At 58.4% G+C, this 24,460-nt stretch carries 20 protein-coding genes; 5 read left to right on the top strand and 15 right to left on the bottom strand.

The genetic code is table 11. From position 1 onward, the window contains the following. Positions 1-215: 215 nt before the first annotated feature. From NIZ92_RS00655 to NIZ92_RS00695, 9 genes are all read right to left on the bottom strand, one after another. Positions 216-674 carry a DUF494 family protein gene (locus NIZ92_RS00655; RefSeq protein WP_009463598.1) on the bottom strand — a complete coding sequence of 153 codons (459 nt, stop codon included), beginning with the start codon at positions 672-674 and terminating at the stop codon, positions 216-218. A gap of 283 nt (positions 675-957) precedes the next feature. Then, positions 958-1,137, bottom strand: coding sequence for a hypothetical protein (locus tag NIZ92_RS00660; protein ID WP_254002533.1), 180 nt, complete (start codon positions 1,135-1,137; stop codon positions 958-960). Continuing rightward, positions 1,089-1,997, bottom strand: coding sequence for a tRNA glutamyl-Q(34) synthetase GluQRS (gluQRS, locus tag NIZ92_RS00665; protein WP_254002534.1), 909 nt, complete (start codon positions 1,995-1,997; stop codon positions 1,089-1,091). The genes NIZ92_RS00660 and gluQRS overlap by 49 nt, the downstream gene beginning before the upstream one ends. Positions 1,998-2,107: 110 nt before the next feature. Then, positions 2,108-4,120: an acetyl/propionyl/methylcrotonyl-CoA carboxylase subunit alpha gene (locus tag NIZ92_RS00670; RefSeq protein ID WP_254002535.1), complete on the bottom strand. Its 2,013-nt coding sequence runs from the start codon at positions 4,118-4,120 to the stop codon at positions 2,108-2,110. A 14-nt stretch (positions 4,121-4,134) separates the two neighbouring features. Then, positions 4,135-5,742 (bottom strand): carboxyl transferase domain-containing protein, encoded by a 1,608-nt coding sequence (locus NIZ92_RS00675; protein WP_042484787.1) that lies wholly within the window; start codon positions 5,740-5,742, stop codon positions 4,135-4,137. 72 nt (positions 5,743-5,814) lie between these two features. Next, complete coding sequence (locus tag NIZ92_RS00680) at positions 5,815-6,996, bottom strand: acetyl-CoA C-acyltransferase (protein WP_035269274.1); 1,182 nt, start codon at positions 6,994-6,996, stop codon at positions 5,815-5,817. Then, the gene (gene aceK, locus NIZ92_RS00685) at positions 6,989-8,800 is read right to left on the bottom strand and encodes a bifunctional isocitrate dehydrogenase kinase/phosphatase (RefSeq protein WP_238399759.1); all 1,812 of its coding nucleotides are present in this window, start codon (positions 8,798-8,800) and stop codon (positions 6,989-6,991) included. The genes NIZ92_RS00680 and aceK overlap by 8 nt, the downstream gene beginning before the upstream one ends. Positions 8,801-8,869: 69 nt before the next feature. Next, positions 8,870-10,048, bottom strand: coding sequence for an isovaleryl-CoA dehydrogenase (locus NIZ92_RS00690; protein WP_026483861.1), 1,179 nt, complete (start codon positions 10,046-10,048; stop codon positions 8,870-8,872). A gap of 81 nt (positions 10,049-10,129) precedes the next feature. Beyond that, the gene (locus NIZ92_RS00695) at positions 10,130-10,522 is read right to left on the bottom strand and encodes a MerR family DNA-binding transcriptional regulator (protein ID WP_009463587.1); all 393 of its coding nucleotides are present in this window, start codon (positions 10,520-10,522) and stop codon (positions 10,130-10,132) included. A gap of 115 nt (positions 10,523-10,637) precedes the next feature. On the opposite strand from NIZ92_RS00695, the gene NIZ92_RS00700 reads away from it, so the two are divergent. Beyond that, entirely contained in the window at positions 10,638-11,714 is a 1,077-nt protein-coding gene (locus NIZ92_RS00700) for an MBL fold metallo-hydrolase (RefSeq protein WP_060186560.1), read from the top strand. 113 nt (positions 11,715-11,827) lie between these two features. Further along, positions 11,828-13,024 (top strand): cystathionine beta-lyase, encoded by a 1,197-nt coding sequence (metC, locus tag NIZ92_RS00705; protein ID WP_060186559.1) that lies wholly within the window; start codon positions 11,828-11,830, stop codon positions 13,022-13,024. Positions 13,025-13,250: 226 nt separating this feature from the next. Here the strand turns inward: metC and NIZ92_RS00710 are convergent, their stop codons facing one another. The 4 genes from NIZ92_RS00710 to NIZ92_RS00725 all read right to left on the bottom strand — a co-directional run bounded on the left by NIZ92_RS00710 (position 13,251) and on the right by NIZ92_RS00725 (position 20,302). Beyond that, positions 13,251-13,892: a thiol:disulfide interchange protein DsbA/DsbL gene (locus NIZ92_RS00710; RefSeq protein WP_009463582.1), complete on the bottom strand. Its 642-nt coding sequence runs from the start codon at positions 13,890-13,892 to the stop codon at positions 13,251-13,253. 89 nt (positions 13,893-13,981) lie between these two features. Then, complete coding sequence (locus tag NIZ92_RS00715) at positions 13,982-14,725, bottom strand: SPOR domain-containing protein (RefSeq protein WP_021447119.1); 744 nt, start codon at positions 14,723-14,725, stop codon at positions 13,982-13,984. Positions 14,726-14,739: 14 nt separating this feature from the next. Continuing rightward, positions 14,740-16,425: an arginine--tRNA ligase gene (gene argS, locus NIZ92_RS00720; protein ID WP_026483856.1), complete on the bottom strand. Its 1,686-nt coding sequence runs from the start codon at positions 16,423-16,425 to the stop codon at positions 14,740-14,742. 121 nt (positions 16,426-16,546) lie between these two features. Then, positions 16,547-20,302: a DUF2235 domain-containing protein gene (locus tag NIZ92_RS00725; protein WP_254002536.1), complete on the bottom strand. Its 3,756-nt coding sequence runs from the start codon at positions 20,300-20,302 to the stop codon at positions 16,547-16,549. Between the two features lie 97 nt (positions 20,303-20,399). On the opposite strand from NIZ92_RS00725, the gene NIZ92_RS00730 reads away from it, so the two are divergent. The 3 genes from NIZ92_RS00730 (at position 20,400) to NIZ92_RS00740 (ending at position 22,054) form a co-directional block, all read left to right on the top strand. Beyond that, positions 20,400-20,747: a DUF1840 domain-containing protein gene (locus NIZ92_RS00730; RefSeq protein ID WP_009463576.1), complete on the top strand. Its 348-nt coding sequence runs from the start codon at positions 20,400-20,402 to the stop codon at positions 20,745-20,747. A gap of 86 nt (positions 20,748-20,833) precedes the next feature. Beyond that, positions 20,834-21,154 (top strand): hypothetical protein, encoded by a 321-nt coding sequence (locus NIZ92_RS00735; RefSeq protein ID WP_009463574.1) that lies wholly within the window; start codon positions 20,834-20,836, stop codon positions 21,152-21,154. Between the two features lie 135 nt (positions 21,155-21,289). Then, positions 21,290-22,054 (top strand): YwqG family protein, encoded by a 765-nt coding sequence (locus tag NIZ92_RS00740; RefSeq protein WP_060186556.1) that lies wholly within the window; start codon positions 21,290-21,292, stop codon positions 22,052-22,054. A gap of 400 nt (positions 22,055-22,454) precedes the next feature. Here the strand turns inward: NIZ92_RS00740 and leuA are convergent, their stop codons facing one another. Together leuA and NIZ92_RS00750 are read right to left on the bottom strand one after the other, a co-directional pair. After that, on the bottom strand, positions 22,455-24,149 hold the full coding sequence (leuA, locus tag NIZ92_RS00745; RefSeq protein WP_035269943.1) for a 2-isopropylmalate synthase: 1,695 nt from the start codon (positions 24,147-24,149) through the stop codon (positions 22,455-22,457). A gap of 138 nt (positions 24,150-24,287) precedes the next feature. After that, on the bottom strand, positions 24,288-24,440 hold the full coding sequence (locus NIZ92_RS00750; RefSeq protein ID WP_155624357.1) for a hypothetical protein: 153 nt from the start codon (positions 24,438-24,440) through the stop codon (positions 24,288-24,290). Positions 24,441-24,460: the final 20 nt, after the last annotated feature.

Consider the following 24,460-nt stretch of genomic DNA (forward strand, 5'->3'; position numbering starts at 1 on the left):
TGGAGCCGGATTGCCTCTAATAAAGACAATCCGGCTTTTTTGTGTCTGGGGTTTGTTTCGCTAGAGGCAGCCAAGCCAGAGCCAGTCAGCAGCAAGCCCAATCAAAAAGGCCCGAATCAGATGTGGCGTCGGATTCGGGCCTTGGTTTTTTGTGTTGAAGGACCCTCTTTATCGGGGCCGTTTCCTGAACAAAAAATAGGTTCCTGTGTATCAGCTTAGTGGGACTGACGGGTGGAGTCGTCGCTGAGCAGCTCTTCAAAGATCAGGTGATCGATTTCGGCTTCGTGGCTCCACAAAACCATCAGGGCGACAATTTTTATTTTGTCCAACGAGACCGGGCTTTCGTCCACCGTCATGGCGCTTTCAATCAGGATTTCGCGCAGGTGGGCGGTAAGAGCGCCGGAATTTTGCAAAAAGGTGATGAAACCCATGGCATCAGCGCCCAGCACATGTTGTTCGTGCTCAGAAAAAATACGCTGACTGTTGGGACTGAGTTGAGCCGTAGGCTGGCACTGCTGCGAGGTCTCGCCCAGTGCATGTAACCAGCCCAGTGCGTCGTTGATGTCCTCGTCTTCAAAGCCAATAGCCGCCAGCTTGTGGGCCAGAACCTCCGCCTTGGGACAGGACTGGGGGTTGTAATACGTCTCGAATAGATAAACCAGGATATCAAACATGGGTATAAGGTTGCCGTCCTAAGTGATTAAAAAAACTGCGTGATTTCGGTAACCAGTGACCAAACTTTACGCTGATTTGCGGTAGGGGGCAAATGGGGTGTTCAGGGGATGGATGGGTCTTGCCTTGCGCATCCAGACTGCTTTTTGCCTGGGTCTGCTCTGGCAGACGCCCTTTGCGGCGGGGCGTCTTTATGATTGAAACATAAATCGATTGTTGGGGCAGAAACTGTCGTTTATTTGAAACCACTGCAAGTGGGACCGCAGCGGTTGAAAGGCCACTAAACTAGCTGGCATCCGCATCCGCATCCGCATCCGCATCCGCATCCGCATCCGCATCCGCATCCGCATCCGCATCCGCATCCGCATCCGCATCCGCATCCGCATCCGCATCCGCATCTAGCCTCGGCTCGTGGCTTAGTTGTTCGGGCTTGGCTTCGCAGGCAGCGGGAAGCGTTGCGCCCAAGCGCTGATGGCCTGGCTCCAGAACTCGTTCAAGCTGTTTGCAGCCATGGGAGCAAAACCCAGAAAGGTCCAAACCCGTTGTAGCGTTTCCAGAGGGTGCTCCAGGTCAAAGGCCGGGGCATGATTCTGTTTGGAGAGCTTGCGGCCTTGCTCATCACAGGCCAGCGGCACGTGCAACGTGCGCGGGACAGGCAGGCCCAGGACTTTTTGCAGTACGCGCTGGCGGGCTGTGGAGCTGAGCAAGTCTGCGCCGCGTACAACATCAGTGATCTGGCTGTCCGCATCATCAATGACCACGACAAACTGGTAAGCCCAGAGCTTGTCGGCGCGCTTAAGAATGTAGTCCCCGACTTCTTTGGCTACGTCCTGTTGCTGCGGCCCGGCCCAGCGATCGGTGAAGTGTTCCACCCCTTCCGAGACACGTAGCCGCCATGCACGGATGGTACGGTCTGCCGGGATGCCGTGGCGGCAGGTGCCTGCATAGGGATATTCATGCGAATCCGGGGCAACCGGCATGGAAGCCGCCAGAATTTCCTGACGGGTGCAGGTGCAGCCGTAGACCAGATCTCGCTCGCGCAGGCCATCAAACACTTCCTGGTAGCGTGCCAGCCGCTGGCTTTGCCAAATCACCTCGCCATCCCAATGCATGCCCAGGCCTTGCAACTGCTTCATGATGATCTGGTCAGCCCCTGCGACCACGCGTGGCGTGTCTATATCTTCAATGCGCAGTAACCAGCGCCCGTTCTGGGCGCGTGCATCCAGGTAGCTGGCCATGGCAGCAACCAGTGAACCCTCGTGCAAGGGACCACTGGGACTAGGCGCAAAGCGACCACAGTAAGGGGTAAGAGGCTGGGCGGTCATGAGTCGTTCTTAACGGCAAGAGCCCCTGGGTGGGGGCTCTTGTTTGTGCGACTTTACGCCTATTTTCCCAGCCCGGCAATGCGTTTTACACGGGCTGGAAGGGAGGGGTTTCAGCTCTCCATGGTGACCAGTTCTGCACCTTCAGGCACTTGATCGCCCACCGCAAAGAACAGCTCGGCCACGGTGCCGTCTGCCGGTGCCTGAATGGAGTGTTCCATTTTCATGGCTTCCATGACCAGCAGCACATCGCCCTGTTTGACGCTGTCACCTGCGCCCACATTCAAGGCAATGATCTTGCCCGGCATGGGAGCGGTCAGGCGGCCTCCGTGGGCTTCCTGGCTGTTGGTGCCGGCACTGGCCAAGGTGTCGACCACGGCCAGGGTCCAGTCTGAACCAGCCTGGGCAACTTGCAGATGGTCGCCATCTTGCAGCACCTGGGCGCGGTACTCGACCTGATCCAGCCACAGACGCAAGGTCAGGGTGTTGGCCAGACCAGCCCTTGCCTCGGCTTGCCAGCGCAGCGCGTGTTGGGTTTCGCCCAGCGTGATCTGCCACTGGTTGTCACGACGTTGCAGCAGCACTTCGTGGGCTTCTTCACCCAGTTGCAAGGCCACTTTCTGATCGTAGTCCCCGCTCAAACGCCAGGCGTCATGTACCGCCCACGGGTCGGAGTTGGGGGCTTGCCCGCTCATACCCTGATGAGTCAGCACGGCGCAGGCGGCGAAGGCCAGCACAGAAGCTGGAACGTCCTGATTGCTGGGGAACAGCGCATCGTGACGACGTGGGATCAGACCCGTATCCAGATCGGCCTGGGCAAAGGCTTCATCGCCCAGCAGACGTTGCAGGAAGGTCTTGTTGGTGTGTACACCGGCCACTTGAGTATCGGCCAGCGTGCGAATCAGGCGACGACGGGCCTGTTCACGATCAGCACCATGGGTGATGACCTTGGCAATCATGGGATCGTAAAAGGGGCTGATGACGCTGCCTTCACGCACGCCGCTGTCGATACGCACATCACCGGAGGTGAAGGACGCATGGGCGGGGTACCGCAAGCTGCGCAGTGTACCGATGGAGGGCAGGAAGTCCTTATCGGGGTTTTCTGCGTAAATGCGAACCTCAATGGCGTGACCATTGATGCTCAGCTCTTCCTGCTTGGCAGGCAAAGGCTGGCCATCGGCCACACGCAGCTGCCATTCCACCAGATCGTGGCCCGTAATCAGTTCGGTGACGGGGTGCTCCACTTGCAGGCGGGTATTCATTTCCATGAAGTAGAAACGACCGTCCTGCTCGGCAATGAACTCCACCGTGCCTGCGCCTACATAGTTCACGGCGCGTGCTGCTGCAATGGCCGCTTCGCCCATGGCCTGGCGACGCTCAGGCGTCATGCCGGGGGCGGGAGCTTCTTCAATCACTTTCTGGTGACGGCGCTGTACCGAACAATCGCGTTCGAACAAGTACACGTACCCACCGTGCTGGTCACCAAAGACCTGGATTTCGATATGGCGTGGTTTGGTGATGTAGCGCTCGATCAGTACGCGGTCGTCGCTAAAGCTGCTGGCGGCTTCGCGCTGGCAAGAGCGCAAGGCCTCCAGGAACGCGCCGGACTCTTCCACAATGCGCATGCCCTTGCCACCACCACCGGCACTGGCCTTGATCAGCACGGGGTAGCCGATCTTGTCGGCTTGCTGGTGCAGAAAGTCGGGGTCCTGGTTGTCGCCGTGGTAACCGGGCACCAAGGGCACACCGGCTTTTTCCATCAGGGATTTGGCGGCGGACTTGCTGCCCATCGCCGCAATGGCTTGAGCGGGGGGGCCCACGAAAATAATGCCGGCTTCTTCACAAGCGCGAGCAAAGTGCTCGTTCTCGGACAGAAAACCGTAGCCAGGGTGGATGGCATTCGCGCCAGTGGCACGGGCGGCTTCCAGAATGGCGTCGATCTTCAAATAACTGTCGCGTGGCTCGGGGCCACCGATGCGCACGGCCTGATCACAAGCACGTACATGCTGGGCGTCGGCGTCCGCGTCGGAGTAAACCGCAACGGTACGCAGCCCCAGGCTGCGGGCAGTGGCGGCCACCCGGCAGGCAATTTCACCGCGATTGGCTATCAGCAGGGTCTGAAACACAGTGTCTCCTTGTCTTACATGCGGAACACGCCAAAGCGGGTGTCTTCAATAGGGGCGTTCAAGGCGGCGGACAGGCCCAGGGCCAGAACGCGCCGGGTATCCGAAGGCTGGATGATGCCGTCATCCCACAAACGCGCGGTGGCATAGTAGGGGTGGCCTTCATGTTCGTATTGTTCACGGATGGGGGCCTTGAAGGCTTCTTCTTCCTCGGCGCTCCAGCTTTGGCCACGAGCTTCCAGGCCGTCGCGGCGCACGGTAGCCAGCACGCTGGCTGCTTGTTCACCACCCATGACCGAGATACGGGCATTGGGCCAGAGGAACAGCAGGCGCGGGCTGAAGGCGCGGCCACACATACCGTAGTTACCGGCACCAAAGGAGCCGCCCAGAATCACGGTGAATTTGGGCACGGCTGCGGTAGAAACGGCGGTGACCAGCTTGGCGCCATGACGGGCAATCCCTTCGTTCTCGTACTTGCGGCCCACCATGAAGCCGGTGATGTTTTGCAGGAACACCAAAGGCGTCTTGCGCTGGCAGCACAGTTCGATGAAGTGGGCGCCCTTCTGGGCCGCTTCGGAGAACAGAATGCCGTTATTGGCGATGATGCCTACGGGCATGCCGTGAATATGGGCAAAGCCGGTTACAAGCGTGGTGCCGAAGCGGGCTTTGAATTCATCAAAGTCCGAATCGTCCACAATGCGGGCGATCACTTCGCGCACATCGTAGGGCTTGCGGGTGTCGGCAGGGATGATGCCGTTCAGCTCTTGCGGGTCGTAACGTGGCTCGCGCACTTCTTTCAGCGGCCAGGGCAGTTTTTTCTCGCGGTTCAGACGGCCCACGCAGCGGCGCGCCAGCTCCAGCGCATGAAGATCGTTTTCGGCCAGATGGTCGGCTACGCCGGACAGACGGGTGTGTACATCGCCACCGCCCAAGTCTTCGGCGCTGACTTCTTCACCGGTTGCGGCTTTGACCAGTGGAGGGCCACCCAGGAAGATGGTGCCCTGGTCGCGCACGATGATGGATTCATCACTCATGGCTGGAACGTAGGCACCGCCAGCGGTACACGAACCCATCACGACAGCAATCTGGGCAATGCCCTGGGCCGACATATTGGCCTGGTTGTAGAAGATGCGGCCAAAGTGGTCACGATCCGGGAACACGTCTTCCTGGTTGGGCAGGTTGGCCCCGCCCGAGTCCACCAGGTACACGCAGGGCAGATTATTCTGTTGGGCAATTTCCTGGGCACGCAAATGCTTCTTCACCGTCAGCGGGTAGTAAGTACCGCCCTTGACCGTCGCGTCGTTGCAGACCACCACGCATTCAATGCCTGCAATGCGGCCAATGCCGGTGATGATGCCTGCGCCCGGAGACTCGTTGTTATAGACATCCTGGGCAGCCAAAGGCGAAAGCTCCAGGAAAGGGGTGCCGGGATCAAGCAGACGTTCGACGCGCTCGCGGGGCAGCAGCTTGCCGCGACCCACATGGCGTTGCCGGGAGGATTCGGACCCACCCAAGGCGGTTTTCTGTAGCTTTTGGCGCAGATCAAGGATCAGGGCCTGCATGATCGAGGCGTTGTCCTGAAAGTCTTGGGAACGCGGATTGATGCGGGATTCAATAACTGACATGGCGTGCCTGGAAAGAGAACAGAGAAAAGCCCATAAAATCAGCCGGGCCGCAGCCCGGCTGATGAGCTTGCTTTAGACCAGCTCGACGGCCAGGGCGACAGCTTCGCCACCGCCAATGCACAGCGAGGCAATACCGCGCTTGCCGCCGGTCTTGCGCAGTGCGCCGATCAAGGTCGCCAGAAGGCGAGCACCCGATGCACCGATGGGGTGACCCAGGGCGGTAGCACCACCGTGGATGTTGACCTTGTCGTGCGGGATGTTCAGCTCTTTCATGGCAGCCATGGTCACCACGGCAAAGGCTTCGTTGATCTCGAACAGGTCAACGTCAGCCACGCTCCAACCGGTTTTATCCAGCAGTTTCTGGATAGCAGCGACTGGAGCGGTCGTGAACCAGGCGGGTTCCTGTGCGTGCTGGGTGTGAGCCACAATGCGGGCCAGCGGAGTTGCACCCAGTTCCTTGGCTTTCTCTTCGGTGGTGATCACCATGGCGGCGGCACCGTCCGAAATGGACGAGGCGTTGGCAGCGGTAATCGTGCCGTCTTTCTTGAAAGCGGGACGCAGCGTGGGGATCTTCTCGGGCATGGCTTTGGTGGGGGCTTCATCCTTGGCCACAACGACATCGCCCTTGCGACCAGCGATGGTGACTGGCGCAATTTCCCATTCAAAGCTGCCGTCATCGCTGGCTTGGCGAGCGCGGCGCAGCGACTCCAGCGCGTAAGCATCTTGCTCTTCGCGGCTGAACTCGTATTTGCTGGCGCAATCTTCGGCAAATACACCCATGGCGGTGCCACGACTGTAGGCATCTTCCAGGCCGTCCATGGCCATGTGGTCATACACGGTGGAGTGACCGTAGCGGTAGCCTTCGCGGCCTTTCAGCAGCAGGTAGGGAGCATTGCTCATGCTTTCCTGACCGCCGGCCACCACCACGTCCACGCTGCCTGCCTTGAGCAGGTCGTGGGCAAACATGGCGGCTTTCAGACCGGAACCACAAACCTTGTGAATGGTGGTGCAAGCTACACCCTGGGGTAGACCGGCGCCCAAGGCAGCCTGGCGTGCAGGGGCCTGGCCCTGACCGGCTTGCAGCACGTTACCCATGATCACTTCGTCGACCTTGTCGGCCTGAATGCCCGAGCGCTCCATGGCCGCCTTGATGGCGACCGCGCCCAGTTCGTGGGCGGCCAGATCGGACAGGCTACCCATCATGCCGCCCATAGGGGTGCGGGCGATCGAGACGATGACAACGGAATTAGTCATGAAAGACTCCTGGTTGCAAAGAGGAGACCGGCGCGCGTTTGGCAAACTCGTGCAGCTGCCGATCTTTGTTATACGGAAAAATATTTTCGATCCGACCTTGTGTCACCCGCAAGCGGCACTGAGTCCACCATTCAGGCTCCAGCAGTTCTGCATGGTGGGCCATGAAGGCTTTGCGAATACGAGGGTCGGTCAATAGAAAGTAGCCGAATTCTTCGGGAAATACATCGTTCGGGCCGATGGGATACCAGGGTTCGCTGGCCATTTCGGCTTCTTCGTTCGGTGCTGGCGGAATGGCGCGAAAGTTCATCTCACGCATGTGCTGGATTTCGTCGTAGTCATAGAAGACAACGCGGCCCAGACGGGTCACACCAAAGTTCTTGAACAACATATCGCCGGGGAAGATGTCGGCGGCGGCCAACTCCCGGATCGCCTTGCCGTATTGCTCCACGGCGGCGTTCAGGGCGGGGTCGCTGGCTTTGTTCAGATACAGGTTCAGCGGGGTCATGCGCCGTTCAATGTAGACGTGGCGCAGCAAGATGGTGTCCTCGGACTCTTCCAGCAGGCTGGGCACTTCGCGGCGAAGTTCTTCCAGCAAGGCTTCGGAAAAGCGTGCCTTGGGCAAGGCCACCTGAGCGTAGTCCCAGGTGTCGGCCATGCGTCCGACACGATCATGTTTTTTGACCAGCTGGTATTTGCTGCGCACCGTGGCGTGGTCCATGCCCTGCTTTTGAATTCGGTCGCGGATCAGCTTGAACACATAGGGGTAGGACGGCAGGGTGAATACCGTCATCACCATACCGGCAATACCGGGAGCCAGATCAAAGTGATCGTGCGAGTGCGACAGGTGGTGCAGAAAGTCGCGGTAGAACAGCGTCTTGCCCTGCTTTTGCAGACCGATGGCGGTGTACAGCTCGGCCTTGGGCTTGCGTGGCAGCAGGCTGGACAGAAAGTCCACGTAGGCCGATGGCGCTTCCATATCGACCAGAAAATAGGCGCGTGTAAAGCTGAACAGCGTGGACAGGTCGTCCGTGGTGTGCAGCAAGGCGTCTATATACAAGTGTCCCGAGGGGCGATGCAAAATGGCAATCGAAAAGGGCAGCACTTCACCCTGATTGATCAGGCGGCCCACTACATAGGCACCCTTGTTGCGGAAGAACAGGGAGTTCAGCACCTGAATCTGGCAATCCGAGCCAATGCGCGAGCCGTAGCCACGTGGCAGGCGGCGGCACAATTGGCGCACGGCCATGCGAGCCAGCGTGCGCACATCGCGCGGCAGGTCGGCAAAGGGGGCGGCCAGACCGAAGTCGGCCAGCATACTGGTCAGACTGGCTTCCAGACCTTCTTCGGTGGGGTAATAGACCCGATACGAAGGCAGCGCGCCGTCCAGATAATCCGTGGCAACGGCTGGGCGCACGAAAATGAATTCGTTGCGGAAGTAGTGCCGATGCAGCACGCGGCAGGAGACGGAGTTGAAGAAGGTCTCGGCACATTCTGGCTGACGGTGGCCCGACAGCAAACGCACAAACTCCGCCTTGGCCTGCAACCACAACTGCTGCTGGGCCTCGTCCAGATGGGCCGGATCGGAAGGCGTGGGCTGATGCAAACGCAGGTTCTGACTAAGCATGGCCGCGCATTCGCGCACCCGTGTCGCGTAGTACTCGATACGTTCGCGCGAGAGCTGCTGAATACCATGCCAGTCGCCCGATTCGTACAAAGACTTGGCGCGCTGGGCGCTGTAGCGAAACAGCGCATAGTGGCGATTGAACCCATCCAGCATGGCCTGGGCCACCTGGATAGCCGTCATCCCCGGTTTTTGAACCGGGGTAATGACGGTGGTTTCGCCAAAATCAGGGTTGGACATGCCTTTGCCTTTTTAGGCGGTTTCGGCGAACAGTTCGCGGCCGATCAGCATGCGGCGGATTTCGCTGGTGCCCGCGCCGATTTCGTACAGCTTGGCATCGCGCCACAGGCGGCCTGTGGGGAATTCGTTGATGTAGCCGTTGCCGCCCAGAATCTGGATACCTTCACCAGCCATCCAGGTGGCTTTTTCGGCGCTGTACAGGATCGCGGCCGCGCAGTCTTTACGCACAGAACGTACATGGCCTGCACCCAGACGGTCCAGATTCTTGCCCACGGCATAGCACAGGGCGCGGCTGGCTTGCAGGGTGGTGTACATATCGGCCACCTTGCCTTGAATCAGCTGGAATTCGCCAATGGCCTGGCCGAACTGCTTGCGGTCGTGAATGTAAGGAATCACCACGTCCATGACGGCTTGCATGATGCCCAGCGGACCACCGGCCAGCACGGCGCGTTCGTAGTCCAGGCCGGACATCAGCACTTTGACGCCACCATTGAGTTGGCCCAGCACGTTTTCTTCAGGCACTTCACAGTCCTGGAACACCAGTTCGCCTGTGTGGCTGCCGCGCATACCCAGCTTGTCCAGCTTTTGGGCAACGGAGAAACCGGCAAAATCCTTTTCGATCAGGAAGGCGGTAATGCCGCGTGCGCCGGCTTGCGGGTCCGTTTTGGCGTACACCACCAGGGTGTCAGCGTCCGGGCCGTTGGTAATCCACATTTTGGAGCCGTTCAGCACGTAGCGATCGCCCTTTTTGTCGGCGCGCAGCTTCATGCTGACCACGTCCGAACCGGCACCGGGCTCACTCATGGCCAGAGCACCGATATGCTCGCCGCTGATCAGCTTGGGCAGGTATTTCTGCTTCTGGGCTTCCGTCCCGTTACGGTTGATCTGGTTCACACAGAGGTTGGAGTGCGCACCGTAGGACAGAGCCACCGAGGCGCTGGCACGGGAGATTTCCTCCATTGCGATCATGTGAGCCAGATAGCCCAGGTTCGCACCACCGTATTCTTCGCTAACGGTCATGCCCAGCAAACCCATCTCACCGAACTTCTTCCACAAGTGCATGGGGAACTGGTCATCGTGATCCAGTTGAGCCGCTAAGGGGGCAATTTCGGCCTGGGAGAAGTCGGCGACAGCGTCGCGCAGCATGTCCAGGTCGGAGCCAAGATCGAAATTCAGGCCGGGCAGGCTCATGAGACACTCCGTGGAAATAAATGGGTTGTGGAATTGTATTTATATTACGTTTACGTAAACGTCACATATATGGGTTTTCCCTTATCGGGACTCCAACTTCAACTGTTCGCTCATGGTGTGACAGATGTCGAGCTGGTCCTGAATTTCCTGCAAGGTCTGATCCAGGTCCTGCCGCTGGCGCTCCAGGCGCAGGCGGTGCTCGTTCAATACCTCCTGATAGTGCTTAAGCTGGGAAGCCGTGTCCATCGGGGATTCATACATATTGATCAGCCGCAGAATCTCCGATAACTGCAGCCCCAGGCGCTTGCCACGCAGAGCCAGCTTCAGGCGGGCACGATCGCGGGGCTGATAAATGCGCTGTGTACCTTGGCGCAGCGGGCTCAAGATCCCTTGGTCTTCATAGAAGCGCAGGGTGCGAGGCGTGATGCCAAACTCGTGCGCCAGATCCGATATTGTCCAGGTTGTCGTTGTCATTTTTAGTGTGATTTACGTAAACGTAAACTATCATGCCATAGAGCCGGGGTGCGAACTAGGGCCTTTTAGTATGGACAGCCCTTACGCCCTACAAGAGCCATTCATTGGAGCGAGCATGAATCCTAACGAACAAAAATTGAATTATCCCTGGGCAGATACCCTGCCCCCAGCGGGTGGCAGCCTGGAAGTCGCGCCGGGGGTGCGTTGGCTGCGTATGCCTTTGCCTTTTGCGCTGGATCACATCAATTTGTGGCTATTGCGCGACCAAATCGAGGGGCGCGAGGGCTGGACCATTGTGGACTGTGGCGTCGCCCGTCCCGAAGTGCGCGAGCTGTGGGAACAGGTTTTCCAGAACGAGCTGGAAGGCTTGCCCGTGCTGCGCGTGATCGTTACCCATATGCACCCGGATCATGTCGGTTTGGCGGACTGGTTGTGCCAGCGCTGGAATGCACCTTTGTGGATCAGCATGACGGACTACGCGACCGCCAGGCTGTGGTCGGGGACAGGTGGACGCCAGACTGGCGCGGAGGCCGGTGGCCCGAATGGTGTGGCGGCAGAAGCGCATTTTGTCCGTCATGGCCTGCAAGATGAGAAAGCCCGTGAGCAGATTCGCAGCCGTGGGGATTACTACCCTTCGATGGTGCCTTCGGTGCCCGAGCGTTTTGTGCGCTTGATGGATGGTCAGCGTGTGGTGATTGCCGGTCGCCCCTGGCGTTTGATCGTGGGCTACGGCCACGCTCCCGAGCATATGTCGTTGTACTGTGAAGAACTGAAGGTGCTGATTTCCGGTGACATGCTTTTGCCGCGTATCTCCACCAATATCAGCGTGTTCGATACCGAGCCCTTTGCGAATCCCTTGCCTTTGTACCTGAACTCCCTGCTGTCCTATCAGGATCTGGCCCCGGATACTTTGGTGTTGCCTTCGCATGGCAAGCCTTTCCGTGGCATGCACGAGCGCATTCGTCAGCAGCAGGAGCATCACGCCGAGCGTCTGGAAGAAGTGTTGGAAGCCTGTGCCCAGCCCTGTACCGCCGCCGATATTCTGCCTGTGCTGTTTCATCGCAAGCTGGACTCGCATCAGATGACCTTTGCCATGGGCGAGGCCATTGCTCACCTGCACGCCTTGTATTTTGATGATCGTTTGCGTCGTGAGATGGGCGAGGATGGGGTTTACCGTTTCCAGCGCATTTAAACACTGGGGCGCCTCTTAATAAGAAGGGGCAATATAGCGACTGTTGGCAGAGGCGACCGGGCCCGCTCGCCTGTGGTAGCGTAGAGCTTTTCTTGCTACCGCCTGCCAACACTATGAGCTCTGATCTCGCCCTGGACACCGCCCTGCAACATACGGGTCTGGCCCCGTTCGATCCGCATACGGATGCGGCGCCGGTGGCCGTGCCCATCATGCGCACCAGTACGGTGCGCTTTCGTAATCTGGACGCTCTGGATCGAGCCCAGGCGGACAAGGCAGATCCTGAAAAACGCTCGGTTACCTACGGGCGCTCGGGCATGGATACCCACGCTGCACTGGAGCAGGTGTTCTGTCAGCTGGAATCTGCCACCCAGGCTTTGCTGGCACCGTCCGGCATGGCAGCGATTACCTTGGGTTTGCTGGCACTGCTGGATTCTGGCGATCACGTGCTGATTGCTGACAGTGCTTATGGCCCCGTGCGTTATCTGGAAAAGACCGTGTTGCGCCGGATGGGCATACAGGCCACGTTCTGTGCACCGACCCCCGAGGAAATGGCCCGTCATCTGCAGGACAATACCCGCATGGTGTACGTGGAGTCACCCGGCTCCTTGTTGATGCAAATGCTGGATATGCCCGCCTTGGCGGAGTTTGGCCGCAAGCACGATTTGCTGCTGGTTACTGACAACACCTGGGGCTCGGGCTATATCTACCGTCCCTTGGAGTTGGGTTTTGACGTGTCTATCGTGGCTGGGACCAAGTATGTGGCAGGCCACTCCGACTTGATGCTGGGTGCAGTCATGTCCGCAGATCCAGCCATCAACAAACGCCTGCACGACAATCACTATGCGCTGGGTTTTTCCATCAGTGCCGATGACGCCTGGTTGGCATTACGCGGTGTACGCACTCTGCCTATTCGTATGCGTGAAAGTGCCGCCAATGCGCTGGCCGTGTGCCAGTTTCTGGATAGTCGCCCTGAAGTTACCCGTATCTATCATCCCGCTTGGCCACAAGATCCTGGCCATGCTTTATGGCAACGTGACTGCACCGGCTCTAACGGCATGTTGTCGGTGCAGCTACGACTGAACAATGCGCAGGCACGCGCATTCGTAGATGCCCTGACCCTGTTTGGTATCGGCTTTTCCTGGGGTGGTTTTGAAAGCCTGGTGCAGTTGGTGGATACGGCGTTTCTAAGTGGTCATAGCTACTGGCAGGACAGCCAGGACAGTCTGGTGCGCCTGCATATCGGTTTGGAATCGACCAAAGACTTGTGCGCTGACCTGACGCAGGCTTTTGAGACGGCGGCGCAGGCTTAGGCCTTTCACTGACTGCTCCAGCCAGGGACGCACCCTGGCTTTAATAAATGGCCCAGACTTGCAATGACGTTGGAATCCCGTACCTTCTTGTAAGCCGCTGTTATCGAATTACTTACGAGTTACCGGCAGCTAATAGATCACAGATATAGAAACGCCAAGGGCCCTCAAAACCGGAACGAATCCAGTCTTGAGGGCCCTTGGTGGTATGGCTCAGCCAGATCGCTAATTAGCGATTAGTGACCATCTTCACCAGCTCTTGAGCTTTGGTGATGCTTTCGTCGTAACCATTGGCCAGTGCAGGTGAAGTCACAAACTTGCCGCCCACGGCCAGGCTAGGTGTGCCTTGGATCTGGTAGGTGTTGGACAGTTCGTTGGCCTTGTTGGCCTTGGTTTGCACGCCAAAGGAGTTGAAGGTCTGCTCGAAGCGAGCCTTGTCTACGCCTTGTGCGGCTGCCCAGGCCGTGATGGTCTTGGCATCAAAAATGCGCTCACGTTTCTGGTGGATGGCTTCAAACACCTTGGGATGCAGGTCCAGACGGTCCATGGCTTCCAGGGTGTAGTACAGCTTTTGCAGATCAGTCATGCCGGCATTGAAGGCAACAGGCACACGGCGCAGTACGACGTTGTCTGGCAGGGTCTTGGACCAGGCTTCGACCTTGGGTTCCAGGATGGCGCAGTGTGGGCAGCTGTAGGAGAAGAACTCCAGCACTTCGGTTTTACCGACGCTGTCCGAGGGCTGAGCCGCAGGCAGGGTAACGTAGCCTTGGTCGGCTTGTTGAGCCAGCGCGCTGGTGGCGGGCAACAAGGTCGCACCAGCCAAGAGACTGGCACCGACCAGGGATCGTACAAACAATGCGTTCAGCTTCATGAATCAATTTCCTTAATGGGGAAGATGAGGTCTATGACCTGTGCAATGGCGGAAAAGTTCACCTTGGGGCTGCCTTTGGCACAAATTGCTTAGGGCCGGACCACCGAAGTATCAATTTTTTCCTCGGCCAGACGGCTGCGTGCCCGGTTCATTTCGTCTATGCCCTTGAAGGGGCCCATGCGTACCCGGTTCACCGTGCTGCCATTGACCTGTGCACTTTGCACTGAAGCGTCAAAGCCTAGCATCAACAAGCGGGCCTTCATGGCTTCGGCGTCCGCATTGTTGCGAAATGCGCCTGCTTGCAGGTAGTAGGGGGTGGAGGTGGTGGCTGGCTTGGTCGCCGCCGGGGGCGCAGCCGGAGCTGGTGTGGCGGGTTTGCTGGTGGCCGGTGCCGGGGTGCTTGGAGCGGCAGGCGTTGTGGCCGGAGGCGTTACCGCAGGAGCGGTATTGCGGGTCTCTGGCTGGCGAGCTGGTTCCGTACCCATGGCGGGCAAGGTGGCGATCAGATCACCCAAGGCGTCCGGTGCAGCAGGCTTGGACGGGATGCTGGGCAAATTCACGGGGGGCAAGGTCAAACCGGGAATGGTGTCGCCCGGCGGAGGAGTTTGTCCACTGGAGCTGCCATACAGGTCCCGGTTCGGGTCCAGCAAGTCTCGCCCTTCAGGCAAGGCAACGGTAGGTTTGTCCCGGCTGGCCTTGTCCACAAAGGGCATGGGCACTTTGGTGACAAACAGGGCAACGGCGACCGCCGCGCCCAGACCCAGAATCAGGCCAATCAGAATGCCGGTATACGTACCGCCGGAACTACTGGATTTTTTACGTGCTCTTGCCATATCTGCCTATGGGTTTACATACGTTCGGGTGCGGACACACCCAGCAGGTTCAGACCATTGCGAATGACTTGGGCGCAGGCCTGGGCCAGACGCAGACGGGCCAGACGCAAGGTGGTGTCGTCTACCGACACGCGCTCGGCGTTGTACCAAGAGTGGAAGTCCGCCGCGCAGTCGCGCAGCCAGAAGGCAATGTGGTGAGGAGCCAATTCGCGAGCGGATTGGGCCAGCACATTGGGGTATTCGGACAGGCGTTGCAGCAGGGCGATTTCGGTGGGGGCGGTCAAAGGCGTGATGTCGGCCTGAGGAACCTGATCCAGCAGTTCTGCCGACTGGTTCAACACGGAGTTGATACGGGCATGGGCGTACTGGATGTAGTAAACCGGGTTTTCTTCGCTCTTGGACAGGGCCAGATCGATATCGAATACGAATTCGGAGTCGGCACGACGTTGGATCAGGAAGAAGCGTACGGCGTCCTGGCCTACCCATTCGATCAGGTCACGCAAGGTGACGTAGCTGCCTGCGCGTTTGGAAATTTTCACTTCCTGGCCATTGCGCATGACTTTGACCATCTTGTGCAGGATATAGGCCGGGAATTCCTTGGGGATACCCAGACCCAGACCTTGCAGGCCAGCGCGCACACGGGCAATGGTGCCGTGGTGGTCGGAGCCCTGAATATTGATGGCGTGGTGGAAACCGCGCTCCCACTTGGCCACGTGGTAGGCCACGTCCGGCACGAAGTAGGTGTAGCCGCCTTCGGATTTGCGCATCACGCGGTCTTTGTCGTCGCCTGTGCCCAGTTCCGTGGTGCGCAGCCACAGCGCGCCGTCCAGCTCGTAGGTGTGACCGGCGTCGATCAGGGCCTGCACGGTTTTTTCAACCTTGCCGGAGGTGTACAGCGAGCTTTCCAGGTAGAAGTTGTCGAACTTCAGGCCGAAGGCTTGCAAGTCCAGATCCTGCTCGCGGCGCAGATAGGCCACGGCAAAGCGGCGAATGTCTTCCAGATTGTCCAGATCACCACTGGCGGTGACGGAAGCGCCATCGGCAGCCTGAACGGTTGCGCCGGCCTGGTAGTCGCGGGCGATGTCCAGGATGTAGTCGCCTTTGTAGCCGTCAGCAGGGAATTGCTCGCTGTCGGGCTCGATGCCACGGGCACGCGCATGCACGCTGGTGGTCAGGTTGTCGATCTGGTTACCGGCGTCGTTGTAGTAGAACTCGCGGGTTACGTCGTAGCCTTGGGAGCTGAATACGCGGCACAGCGAGTCACCCAGCGCAGCCTGACGGGCGTGGCCCACGTGCAAGGGGCCGGTCGGGTTGGCCGACACAAACTCCACCATCAGTTTTTCCTGGGTAGGAGCAAGGTGACCGAAGTTATCGCCCTGTTCAGCAATAGTCTTCAGGACAGCCTGGTGCGTGGCGGTGGACAGACGAAAGTTGATAAAGCCCGGACCGGCAATTTCCGCGCCTGCCAGCAAAGCGGCGGCGTTCGGATCGGCCAGGAGGGTATCGACGATTTGCTGAGCCAGCTCGCGCGGGTTGCGACCGGCTGGTTTGGCCAGTTGCATGGCAATATTGCAGGCAGCATCACCGTGCGCAGCCACTTTGGGGCGCTCCAGCGTGATGTTGGGTTCAGCCTGGGGCAAGATGGCACGGACGGCAGCCTGGAGGCAGGCGATTAATTGAGATTGTTGCTCAGCAAGCATAGGAAAGGTCTGGATTGGTAGAAAGACAACTGCGGCGTGTGGAACACGCCCCAGATGGAAGGCGCGACATTGGCCCGCCGGATAGCCCCACATGATAGCGTGATTTGACGCCAAATTCTTTTCAAGAAGCCTGGCGCTCCCATCCCAGGTGGTTATGTAACCACGTATCGTAAGCGTCCATGTCTACCCAACCCACCTGATTTCCGGGACGGATGCGCCAGCTGTTATGGCGTTTGATCACGGTTTCAATGGATTGTTGGGTAGCCTGCCCCAGACGTGGATGCAGGTCCTGATACATCAGGTTTCGACCCGCTCCGTGATAGTCCACACCCCGCAAACTGCCTTTCGTCAGTCGCAGCCCAGGCAGGCGCATGTCCAGTAATACAGGGTGAAGGACGCTAAGGTCTGTGTGCGCCAGTTCCGCCAGCGTCAGGCCCGTCGCCCTGGCCTGCCAATGCATCCAGGCCAGCGCTACCTTATCCAGATCGCTGATGGTTTCTTCGTTTTCATCCGGCAGCGCACCGCCGCCAATTTGGCTGTGCGCGCCGATAAAAGGCATTTCCACGGTGTTCATGGCCTCTGCCAGGGCGCTTAAAGGGAAGTAGGCGCGGTGTTCATGCATGGCGACGGCATGAGCAACCCAGCTCCAGGCGTCAGACACACCCAGGCGGTATTGGGAGTTGCTGCCGCCTCCCAGCCCGAACTGGGCCACGGTGTCGAACAGCCCTAGAAAACGGGGCGTGATGCAGGCACGGATGGCGCCGCGCTGCGGATCATTCAGCACAAACCAGCCCTGCTGCACGTGGTCCAGAATTCGATTGGAAAAGTCTCGTGCCAGTGCCGCTCCCCGAGAAAAACCCAGCAAGTCCACGGGTACAGCGCTAGGAGCCGGGCCTTGTTCCTGCATGCGATTCAGAAAATTGTTCCATTGCGACTCCAGAATCTGCCCTGCTCGCCAAGCAGTCAGTGCATCCCAGTTCAGGGTGACTGGATCACCCGGCCCTGCGGCGTAATGCACCGCCCCATCCTGATACAACTGCGACAGTTTCCACACATTGCTATTGGTAATAGGAGCCTGTCGTGTGCCATCAAAGGCGAACAGGAGCAGGCCGGTGGGATCAATATGACGCAAAGGCTGTTGCTGTGCGTAACCCACGGCCTGGGTTTGTGGCCAGGGCCCCAACGGGTCCGCTTCCAGATACTGCCCGTGATCGGGTAGATAGGTACGCAAGAGATTGTCGTGCCAGCCGGTAGCCGATTCCGCGTACTGCCCCGGCAGGCGTAGGTTGAATTCCAGGGTTTCAAGCAAAGGCTCGGCCCGTCCTAAAGGGTTCAGGTCGGCAGCCCAAACCGGCTGGGTTTGCTGATCGCTAATCAGCCGCACAGCTCCCATCAAATCACTATGCAGGTAATACAGCTGCCCTTGTCCGTCTGGCTGATAAACAATCATGCCTATTGGTGTCAGCCCGGCATACAGATAGCGCCGGGAAATGAGCTGGCCGGGTGTAGCTGGTAAATCCAGCTCAGCCATTAATTGCTGGCCGTGAAAGAAGAAGGCACGCTCTTGATTGCCTTGCTGGCGCCAGATACGTTGGCCAAAGGCATCGTGCCGGTATTCGACCAGTGTGGAGCTTGCTGTTTGCACACGCTTCAAGCGACGGTTGGGGCCGTAGTCCAGATTCAGGTTTCCGACGGCTTTCGCCGTGCCGGAGGGAGAACGCTGAATGGAGGCGGCTGGCTTCGGGTGGCGTGCAGCAAGGCCACCGTTGTGGCTCCAGGCCAGCCACTGTTCGGGTTCTGTCTGGTCCTGGCGGAAAGCGATGAGCCGGCTTTGGGCGTCGTAGTGCAAGAGCCAATGACGGGTTTGCTGTAGCAGCGGGTATTCATGACGATCCTCCAGCACCCTGCCTTGGGCATCCAGACGGCGGGCTTGTGTCCAGGCAGGTTTGCCATCCGGCTGCAAAAGCATCAAATCCACCGCTTGCCCGGTGCTGTTCGCATGGCTGATCAGTTGCAGGCCATTGCCCCAGGCATAGCCCACCTCTTGTGCGTGGATCACGGTCTGGCTTTGCCCGGTTTGCTTGATCCACTCCAGAGACAGCAATCGTCCGCTTTTGTCCCAGTGATAGCGTAGCTGGCCACCTTCCGGCAGGGTGTGCCGCGTCAGCTTGCGCTGCTCGTCGTACTCAAAGCGCTCGGTCCAGCGTTGGCCGGGACTATGGCGGCGTTCCAAACGGCGCTCTTGTAGTAAACCGGCCCGCAATTTGAGCCATTGCGTTTCTGTGGGATGACGAATACGCAGCGCGCCAGGCCCGAGCCAGTCCAGCTCACTGCGTTCAGTGTCCTGACCTTGCTGATGCTCAAGACTGCTCAGGCGTCCCTGTTGGTCGTATTGAATTTGGAGCGCGCCTCCTTCGGCATATTCGAGGTACGTCAGTTTGCCATTCGGGTTCCAGCGCCGTGTTTCGCTTCCATGCTGGCTGGTGGCCCAGCTTTGCAAGCGCCCTTTTTCATCCAGCTCCAAACGTAATGCTCCCCAGCCGCCCTGCCTTTTCTCCAGTCGAGAGAGCGTTCCATTTGCCCGGCGTTGCGCTGTCCAAGGTCCGGCCTGCAACCAGCGCCCTTGCGGGTCATATTGCCATTCCGTGCTGTGGACCGGGCAGTCCCTACACAAACGACTTTCCAGTTTTTGTAGCCGCTGCAGGCCTTGATAGTCTCGGTAATGGAAGCGATGTCGCTCCGTACCTATGGACCATTCGCTCAGACCTGGCTCATAGCGTGCCGTCCAGTCTTGCTTGAAGGCGTGGGAGATCAACCTATTGACTCGGCCTTGGGCGTCGTACTCCCATTGTTGGACTGGCTGAGGGGCTTGCCCCGGTGCTTGCAGGCTGCTGCCACCCAAACGGTGCGACCAAGCTGCGGGGGCTGGATGATAGAGACGTTGCATGCCGTCCGGACGGCTGACGCTGGCCAGCCAGATTTGTTGATCCTGCTGTTCCAGAAGCAAGCGAAACGGCCCGGCCGGGGTTTTAATATTGATAGCCGTAGCCGTAGCCGTAGCCGTAGCCGTAGCCGTAGCCGTAGCCGTAGTTGCCTCCGTCGTCGCTGCTGCTACTGCGGCCGTTCCCGCTGCCCTTACCGCCCTTGTGACATGGGTCAGGGAACTGGTTTTAGTTTGGGATTGAACCTGTCCTGATGCCTGAACTTGAGTTTGGTTTTGTCTTGGTTCTTGACTCTGCTCCGGCCCTGGTAGCGACACCGACTCCTGCGTTTGGCTTTCCCAGTCAAACACCAGCGCTTGGCCCAAATGATTACGGACAGTGTTAACCGCATACGCCTGCGGATGCGTGCCCGCAAAACGTTTTATATCCAGCCACTGCTGGGTAGATATACGCACATGGATTAACCAGCCCTGCTCATCAAACCGCAGAATCAAACCATTCGGCCCTTGCCAGAACCAGCCCGAACTTTGCCGCTGTGCAGGTGGGTACAAGCGCGTTTGTCTTCCATCCGGCATGAACAAGGCATGGCCTTGCTGCCGCAATTGCAGGTCGTAATTCAAGGCCCAGCCAGTTTGCCCAAGTGTCGGTGTGGGGTTTCGCCCCTGCCCATTCCAATGACGCTGTAATTGCAGCAAAGGCCAGGCCTGGCTTAGCGGCAGGTCCGTATCGCTTTGGTATTTTTGTCCGCTGAGCAAATCCACTGGATTGAGCAAACCCATATCCGTTGCGGGCTCGGCCTGTTCTCCCAAGGCGGCCGCTGGTGCGCAGCGGGTGGAAGATGGAGGCAATGGGCATTCAAGCGAGCTTTGTGACCAGACCAGGGACGGCAAGGTGGTCAAGAGCAAGATTAACCATGGCAGAAACGCGGCAGGCATGAAGGACTCTCCAAGACGGGGAAAATCCTGCTATCTTGCAGGGGTGTGTATCCTGAAAGTCGAATCGGAAACACAAAGATCCATAAGGAGAAACCGTATGCTAGTCGTCTTTAAAAGCAAAGCCGCCGCCGATGTTCTGATGTTCTCTGAACATGCCATGCCTATTCTCCGGGCCGCGGGGCGTTCCTATCCTGATGGTTTGCCCGAGCGTGGCGTGTTCACGGCAGAGCAACTGTCCGAAGCTATTGGCAATATTGAGCGAGCGATCGGGCAGGACCGGGAAAACAAGCATTCGCCCCACGAGGACGAAGACGATGAAAAGGAACACCCGATTTCACAGGCCGTGAGTTTCAGCCAACGCGCCTATCCTTTGCTGGATATGTTGCGCCAGGCGAATAACACTGGCGTGCCGGTGATGTGGGAACCGGCTGATAGCTCCTGGTAGTCCCTGGAATGTCGGCCTGCCGACAATTTGGCAGGCCTTCTTTGCTTAAGCTCCAAAGTTGATCTATTTTTTTTCGGAGATCGTCTATGAGCGCTATGGTGCTTGTGATCTTTAGTCCTCGCCAGCACATAGAGCTGGTCACTCCTATACAAACCATTGATGCGGACAGCGGCAAGCAATCGCGTGACTGGTTTGATCGCACCTGGCAAGAGCTTGGCTGTGAACCCCTGCGGGCCAGCGGCAAAGTGCTGTTGCTGGACAAGATTATGGGCGTGGCCGATGCCCTGGGTTACACGCTGCTGTCGCAAGACGATGAGCGCGCCCAGGAATTTGCACGCCATTGCTTGCAAGCGGTGGGCTCCATGCAAGTTACTGTGGATTTGCCGGGTTTGGCGGTCACGTACTGATCTGCGGCAAGGCAAACAAAAACCGGCTCTTGGGCCGGTTTTTTTTCTTTCTGATTCTTCGGCAAGGGTTGCCGTGTGTGCTGTGACACCCTTATCCTTGCCTGCACCATCTTCAACTTCTTCCTTCCCAGCGCCATGGATCTGAACACGCTAGAAAAGTACCTTGATGCCTCACCTGTGCTGCAAGCGCATAAACAGTATTTTCTGGACCTGGCGCAACCGGCGGTTGCGATCCGTTTGGGGAAAGGCCAGGGTCAGCCTTTGCAAAGCCGCTTTGGTGGCCAACCTATGGTTCCTCCAGGCTTTACTTGGCCCGAGCATCCGGACGGTGAATATTTATTTGTCGGCCAGATCAATTTTGCGGAGCTGCCGGAAGGACCGGATCGCCCAGCGAATTTGCCCACGAGCGGGCTGCTGTCGCTGTTTTACGGTATGGACCAGGAAGACGTCATTTTCTGGCGCGACGAGGACTATCTGAAGGCTTTTTACTGGCCGGACACCACTGATTTTCACGAGCTTCAGGCCCCTCATGATTGGGGTACAGCAAGTCGGGAAGTGCTGTTCGAAAACTGCATTGATATTCCTCGCCATGAAGAGCTGCGCAAGGATTGGCCAGTGGATATGGACGAGCTGTATGACTGGTTTGAGGAGCTGGAAGAAAGCGGCGACTTGCCGCGCGACTATCTGCTGGGTCGCCCCTCTTGGGACAGCCTGGGCTATGACCCTACGCCGACGCAGGACGAGTATCCCAGTCAGTCGCCATGGCGTTCACTGCTGACCTTGCAGTCCCATGATGAGTTGAACTGGTGCTGGCAAGATGGTGCCCGCTTGATGGCCTTTATTGAAGAGGACAAGCTGCGCGCCAAGGACTTTAGCCGTCTTCAAGTGGATTGCGGCTAAACAGGGGGCAAGCGCCGTGTGGTGAGATTGGTCGTTTAGAGGCATATTGGCACAGCCATTTGTACTGTGCCGCGAGCATTGGCTTTACGCTCTGGTGCCGAACAGCCGAACAGCCGAACAGCCGAACAGCCGAACAGCCGAACAGCCGAACAGCCGAACAGCCGAACCAACTGGGCTAGTCAAGCTGACCAGGTCCAGTCCGGTCAGACTTGGCCCAGTCCGGTTTATCTACGGTGTGGGGCCACAGACTAATGGCCCGCCCACGAAAAACCCGCCTTGTGGGCGGGTTGCGGGCAGAGCGACGATAAGCCGGGCTGCGAAAGCGGGTCAGGCGCGGTTATGGTGAACCGGGCGGGCGCTTGGGTGGGATCACCACCCAAGTCGCGACATGAAGACGGTATTAAGCCGTGGTGGCTTCAGCTTCTTGCTGGGCGATGGTGTGGCGGTTGACCGCACTCAAGATCGCCAGGAAGGAGGAAGTCACGATGTCGGCGTGGATGCCCACACCAAAGCCCGATGGGCTGTCGCCGATACGCATTTCCACGTAAGCGGCAGCGCGGGTTTCAGCACCGGAACCGATGGCGTGCTCGTTGTAGTCCATGATCTTGATGGACAGATCCAAGGCATTCACAAAAGCAGAGATCGCACCTTCGCCCGAACCCTTCAGGGTGCGAACCTGGCCGTCGTGCTCCACATCCACTTCAATCGTGAATTGCTGGCCGCTGTCAGCGTGAGGCTGGCTGATGATGTTGTGCTTGAGCAGCTTGTAGTGCTTCTTGCAGTTCAGGTATTCGGATTCGAAAATGCCGTACACATCTGCAGGCGTCACTTCCTTGCCGGAAGAGTCGGTGACGCGCTGAATGGCGCGGCTGAATTCGATTTGCATGCGGCGTGGCAAGACCAGACCGTGCTCTTGTTCCAGCAAGTAGGACACACCACCCTTGCCCGACTGGCTGTTGACGCGGATCACCGCATCGTAGCTGCGGCCCAGATCGGCCGGGTCGATAGGCAGGTAAGGGACTTCCCAGATTTCGTCGGCTTTTTGCTGGGCCAAACCTTTCTTGATGGCGTCCTGGTGGGAGCCGGAGAAAGCGGTAAAGACCAGATCGCCCGCGTAAGGGTGGCGTGGGTGCACGGGCAACTGGTTGCAGTACTCGGCGGTGCGACGCACTTCGTCGATGTCCGAGAAGTCCAGTTCAGGGTCCACGCCCTGGGTGTACAAGTTCAGGGCCAAGGTCACCAGGCAAACGTTGCCGGTGCGCTCGCCGCTACCGAACAAGCAGCCTTCGATACGGTCCGCGCCAGCCATCACAGCCAGTTCAGCGGCAGCGACCGCAGTGCCACGGTCGTTGTGCGGGTGCACGCTCAAGGTGACGTTGCTGCGCTGTTCCAGATTGTTGTGCATCCATTCGATCTGGTCGGCGTACATATTGGGTGTGGTGGCCTCAATCGTAGCGGGCAAGTTCAGAATGACACGTTCGTCAGCGGCTGGACCCCAGGCTTTCACGACGGCGTTGCACACCTCCAGAGCAAATTCGGGCTCGGTAGTGCTGAACACTTCGGGCGAGTATTCGTAACCCCATTGGGTTTGCGGATACTTGGCCACTTCGTTCTTGACCAGGCGTGTACCGGTCAAGGCAATTTCCTTGATCTCGTCCTTGCTCAAGTTGAAAACAATCTTGCGAAAGGCGGGGGCACAAGCGTTGTACAAGTGAATGATGGCGCGTTTGGCACCGGCAGCCGCTTCAGCCGTGCGCTTGATCAGGTCTTCACGCGACTGCGTCAACACGATGATGGTGACGTCTTCAGGGATGCGGTTTTCGTCGATCAGCTTGCGAACGAAATCGAAGTCGGTCTGCGATGCGGATGGGAAACCGACCTCGATTTCCTTGAAACCGATTTTGACGAGTTGCTCGAAAAAGCGCAGTTTGCGAGCCACGTTCATGGGCTCGATCAGGGACTGATTGCCGTCACGCAAGTCAGTGCTCATCCAGATGGGCGCTTTGGTAATGCGCTTGGAAGGCCAGGTGCGTTCAGCGAAGTCGCGATCAAAGGCGACAAAAGGACGATACTTTTGAGAGGGGTTTTTCAGCATTGCCATGGGGATACCTGTCGGACAAAAAGTGTTGATTACTTCTTGCCGTCACCAGCGATTGCAGCATTTACGTAGGCCGGTGGCGGCACAAATGACGTAGATGTGGCTGAGTATTGGCTGCCGAACTGCCACGGGACACTAGGCCCGGCAACCGGACGCTAGTAGTAGCAGCTGGGATAGGCTGGAGGCAGGGGCCGAAGAACGGCCTTCACGCACGGAACGCGACAAGGCTGCTTCAGCGGCGGGGCTGAAACCTTGGCAGGCGTAGGAGAATTGGCGTGCGTGAGTCATGACCGTTAGTCAAACACAAA

This window comes from Alcaligenes sp. 1735tsa3 (genome assembly GCF_024134565.1).
GTDB classification, from domain to species: Bacteria; Pseudomonadota; Gammaproteobacteria; order Burkholderiales; family Burkholderiaceae_B; genus Alcaligenes; species Alcaligenes phenolicus.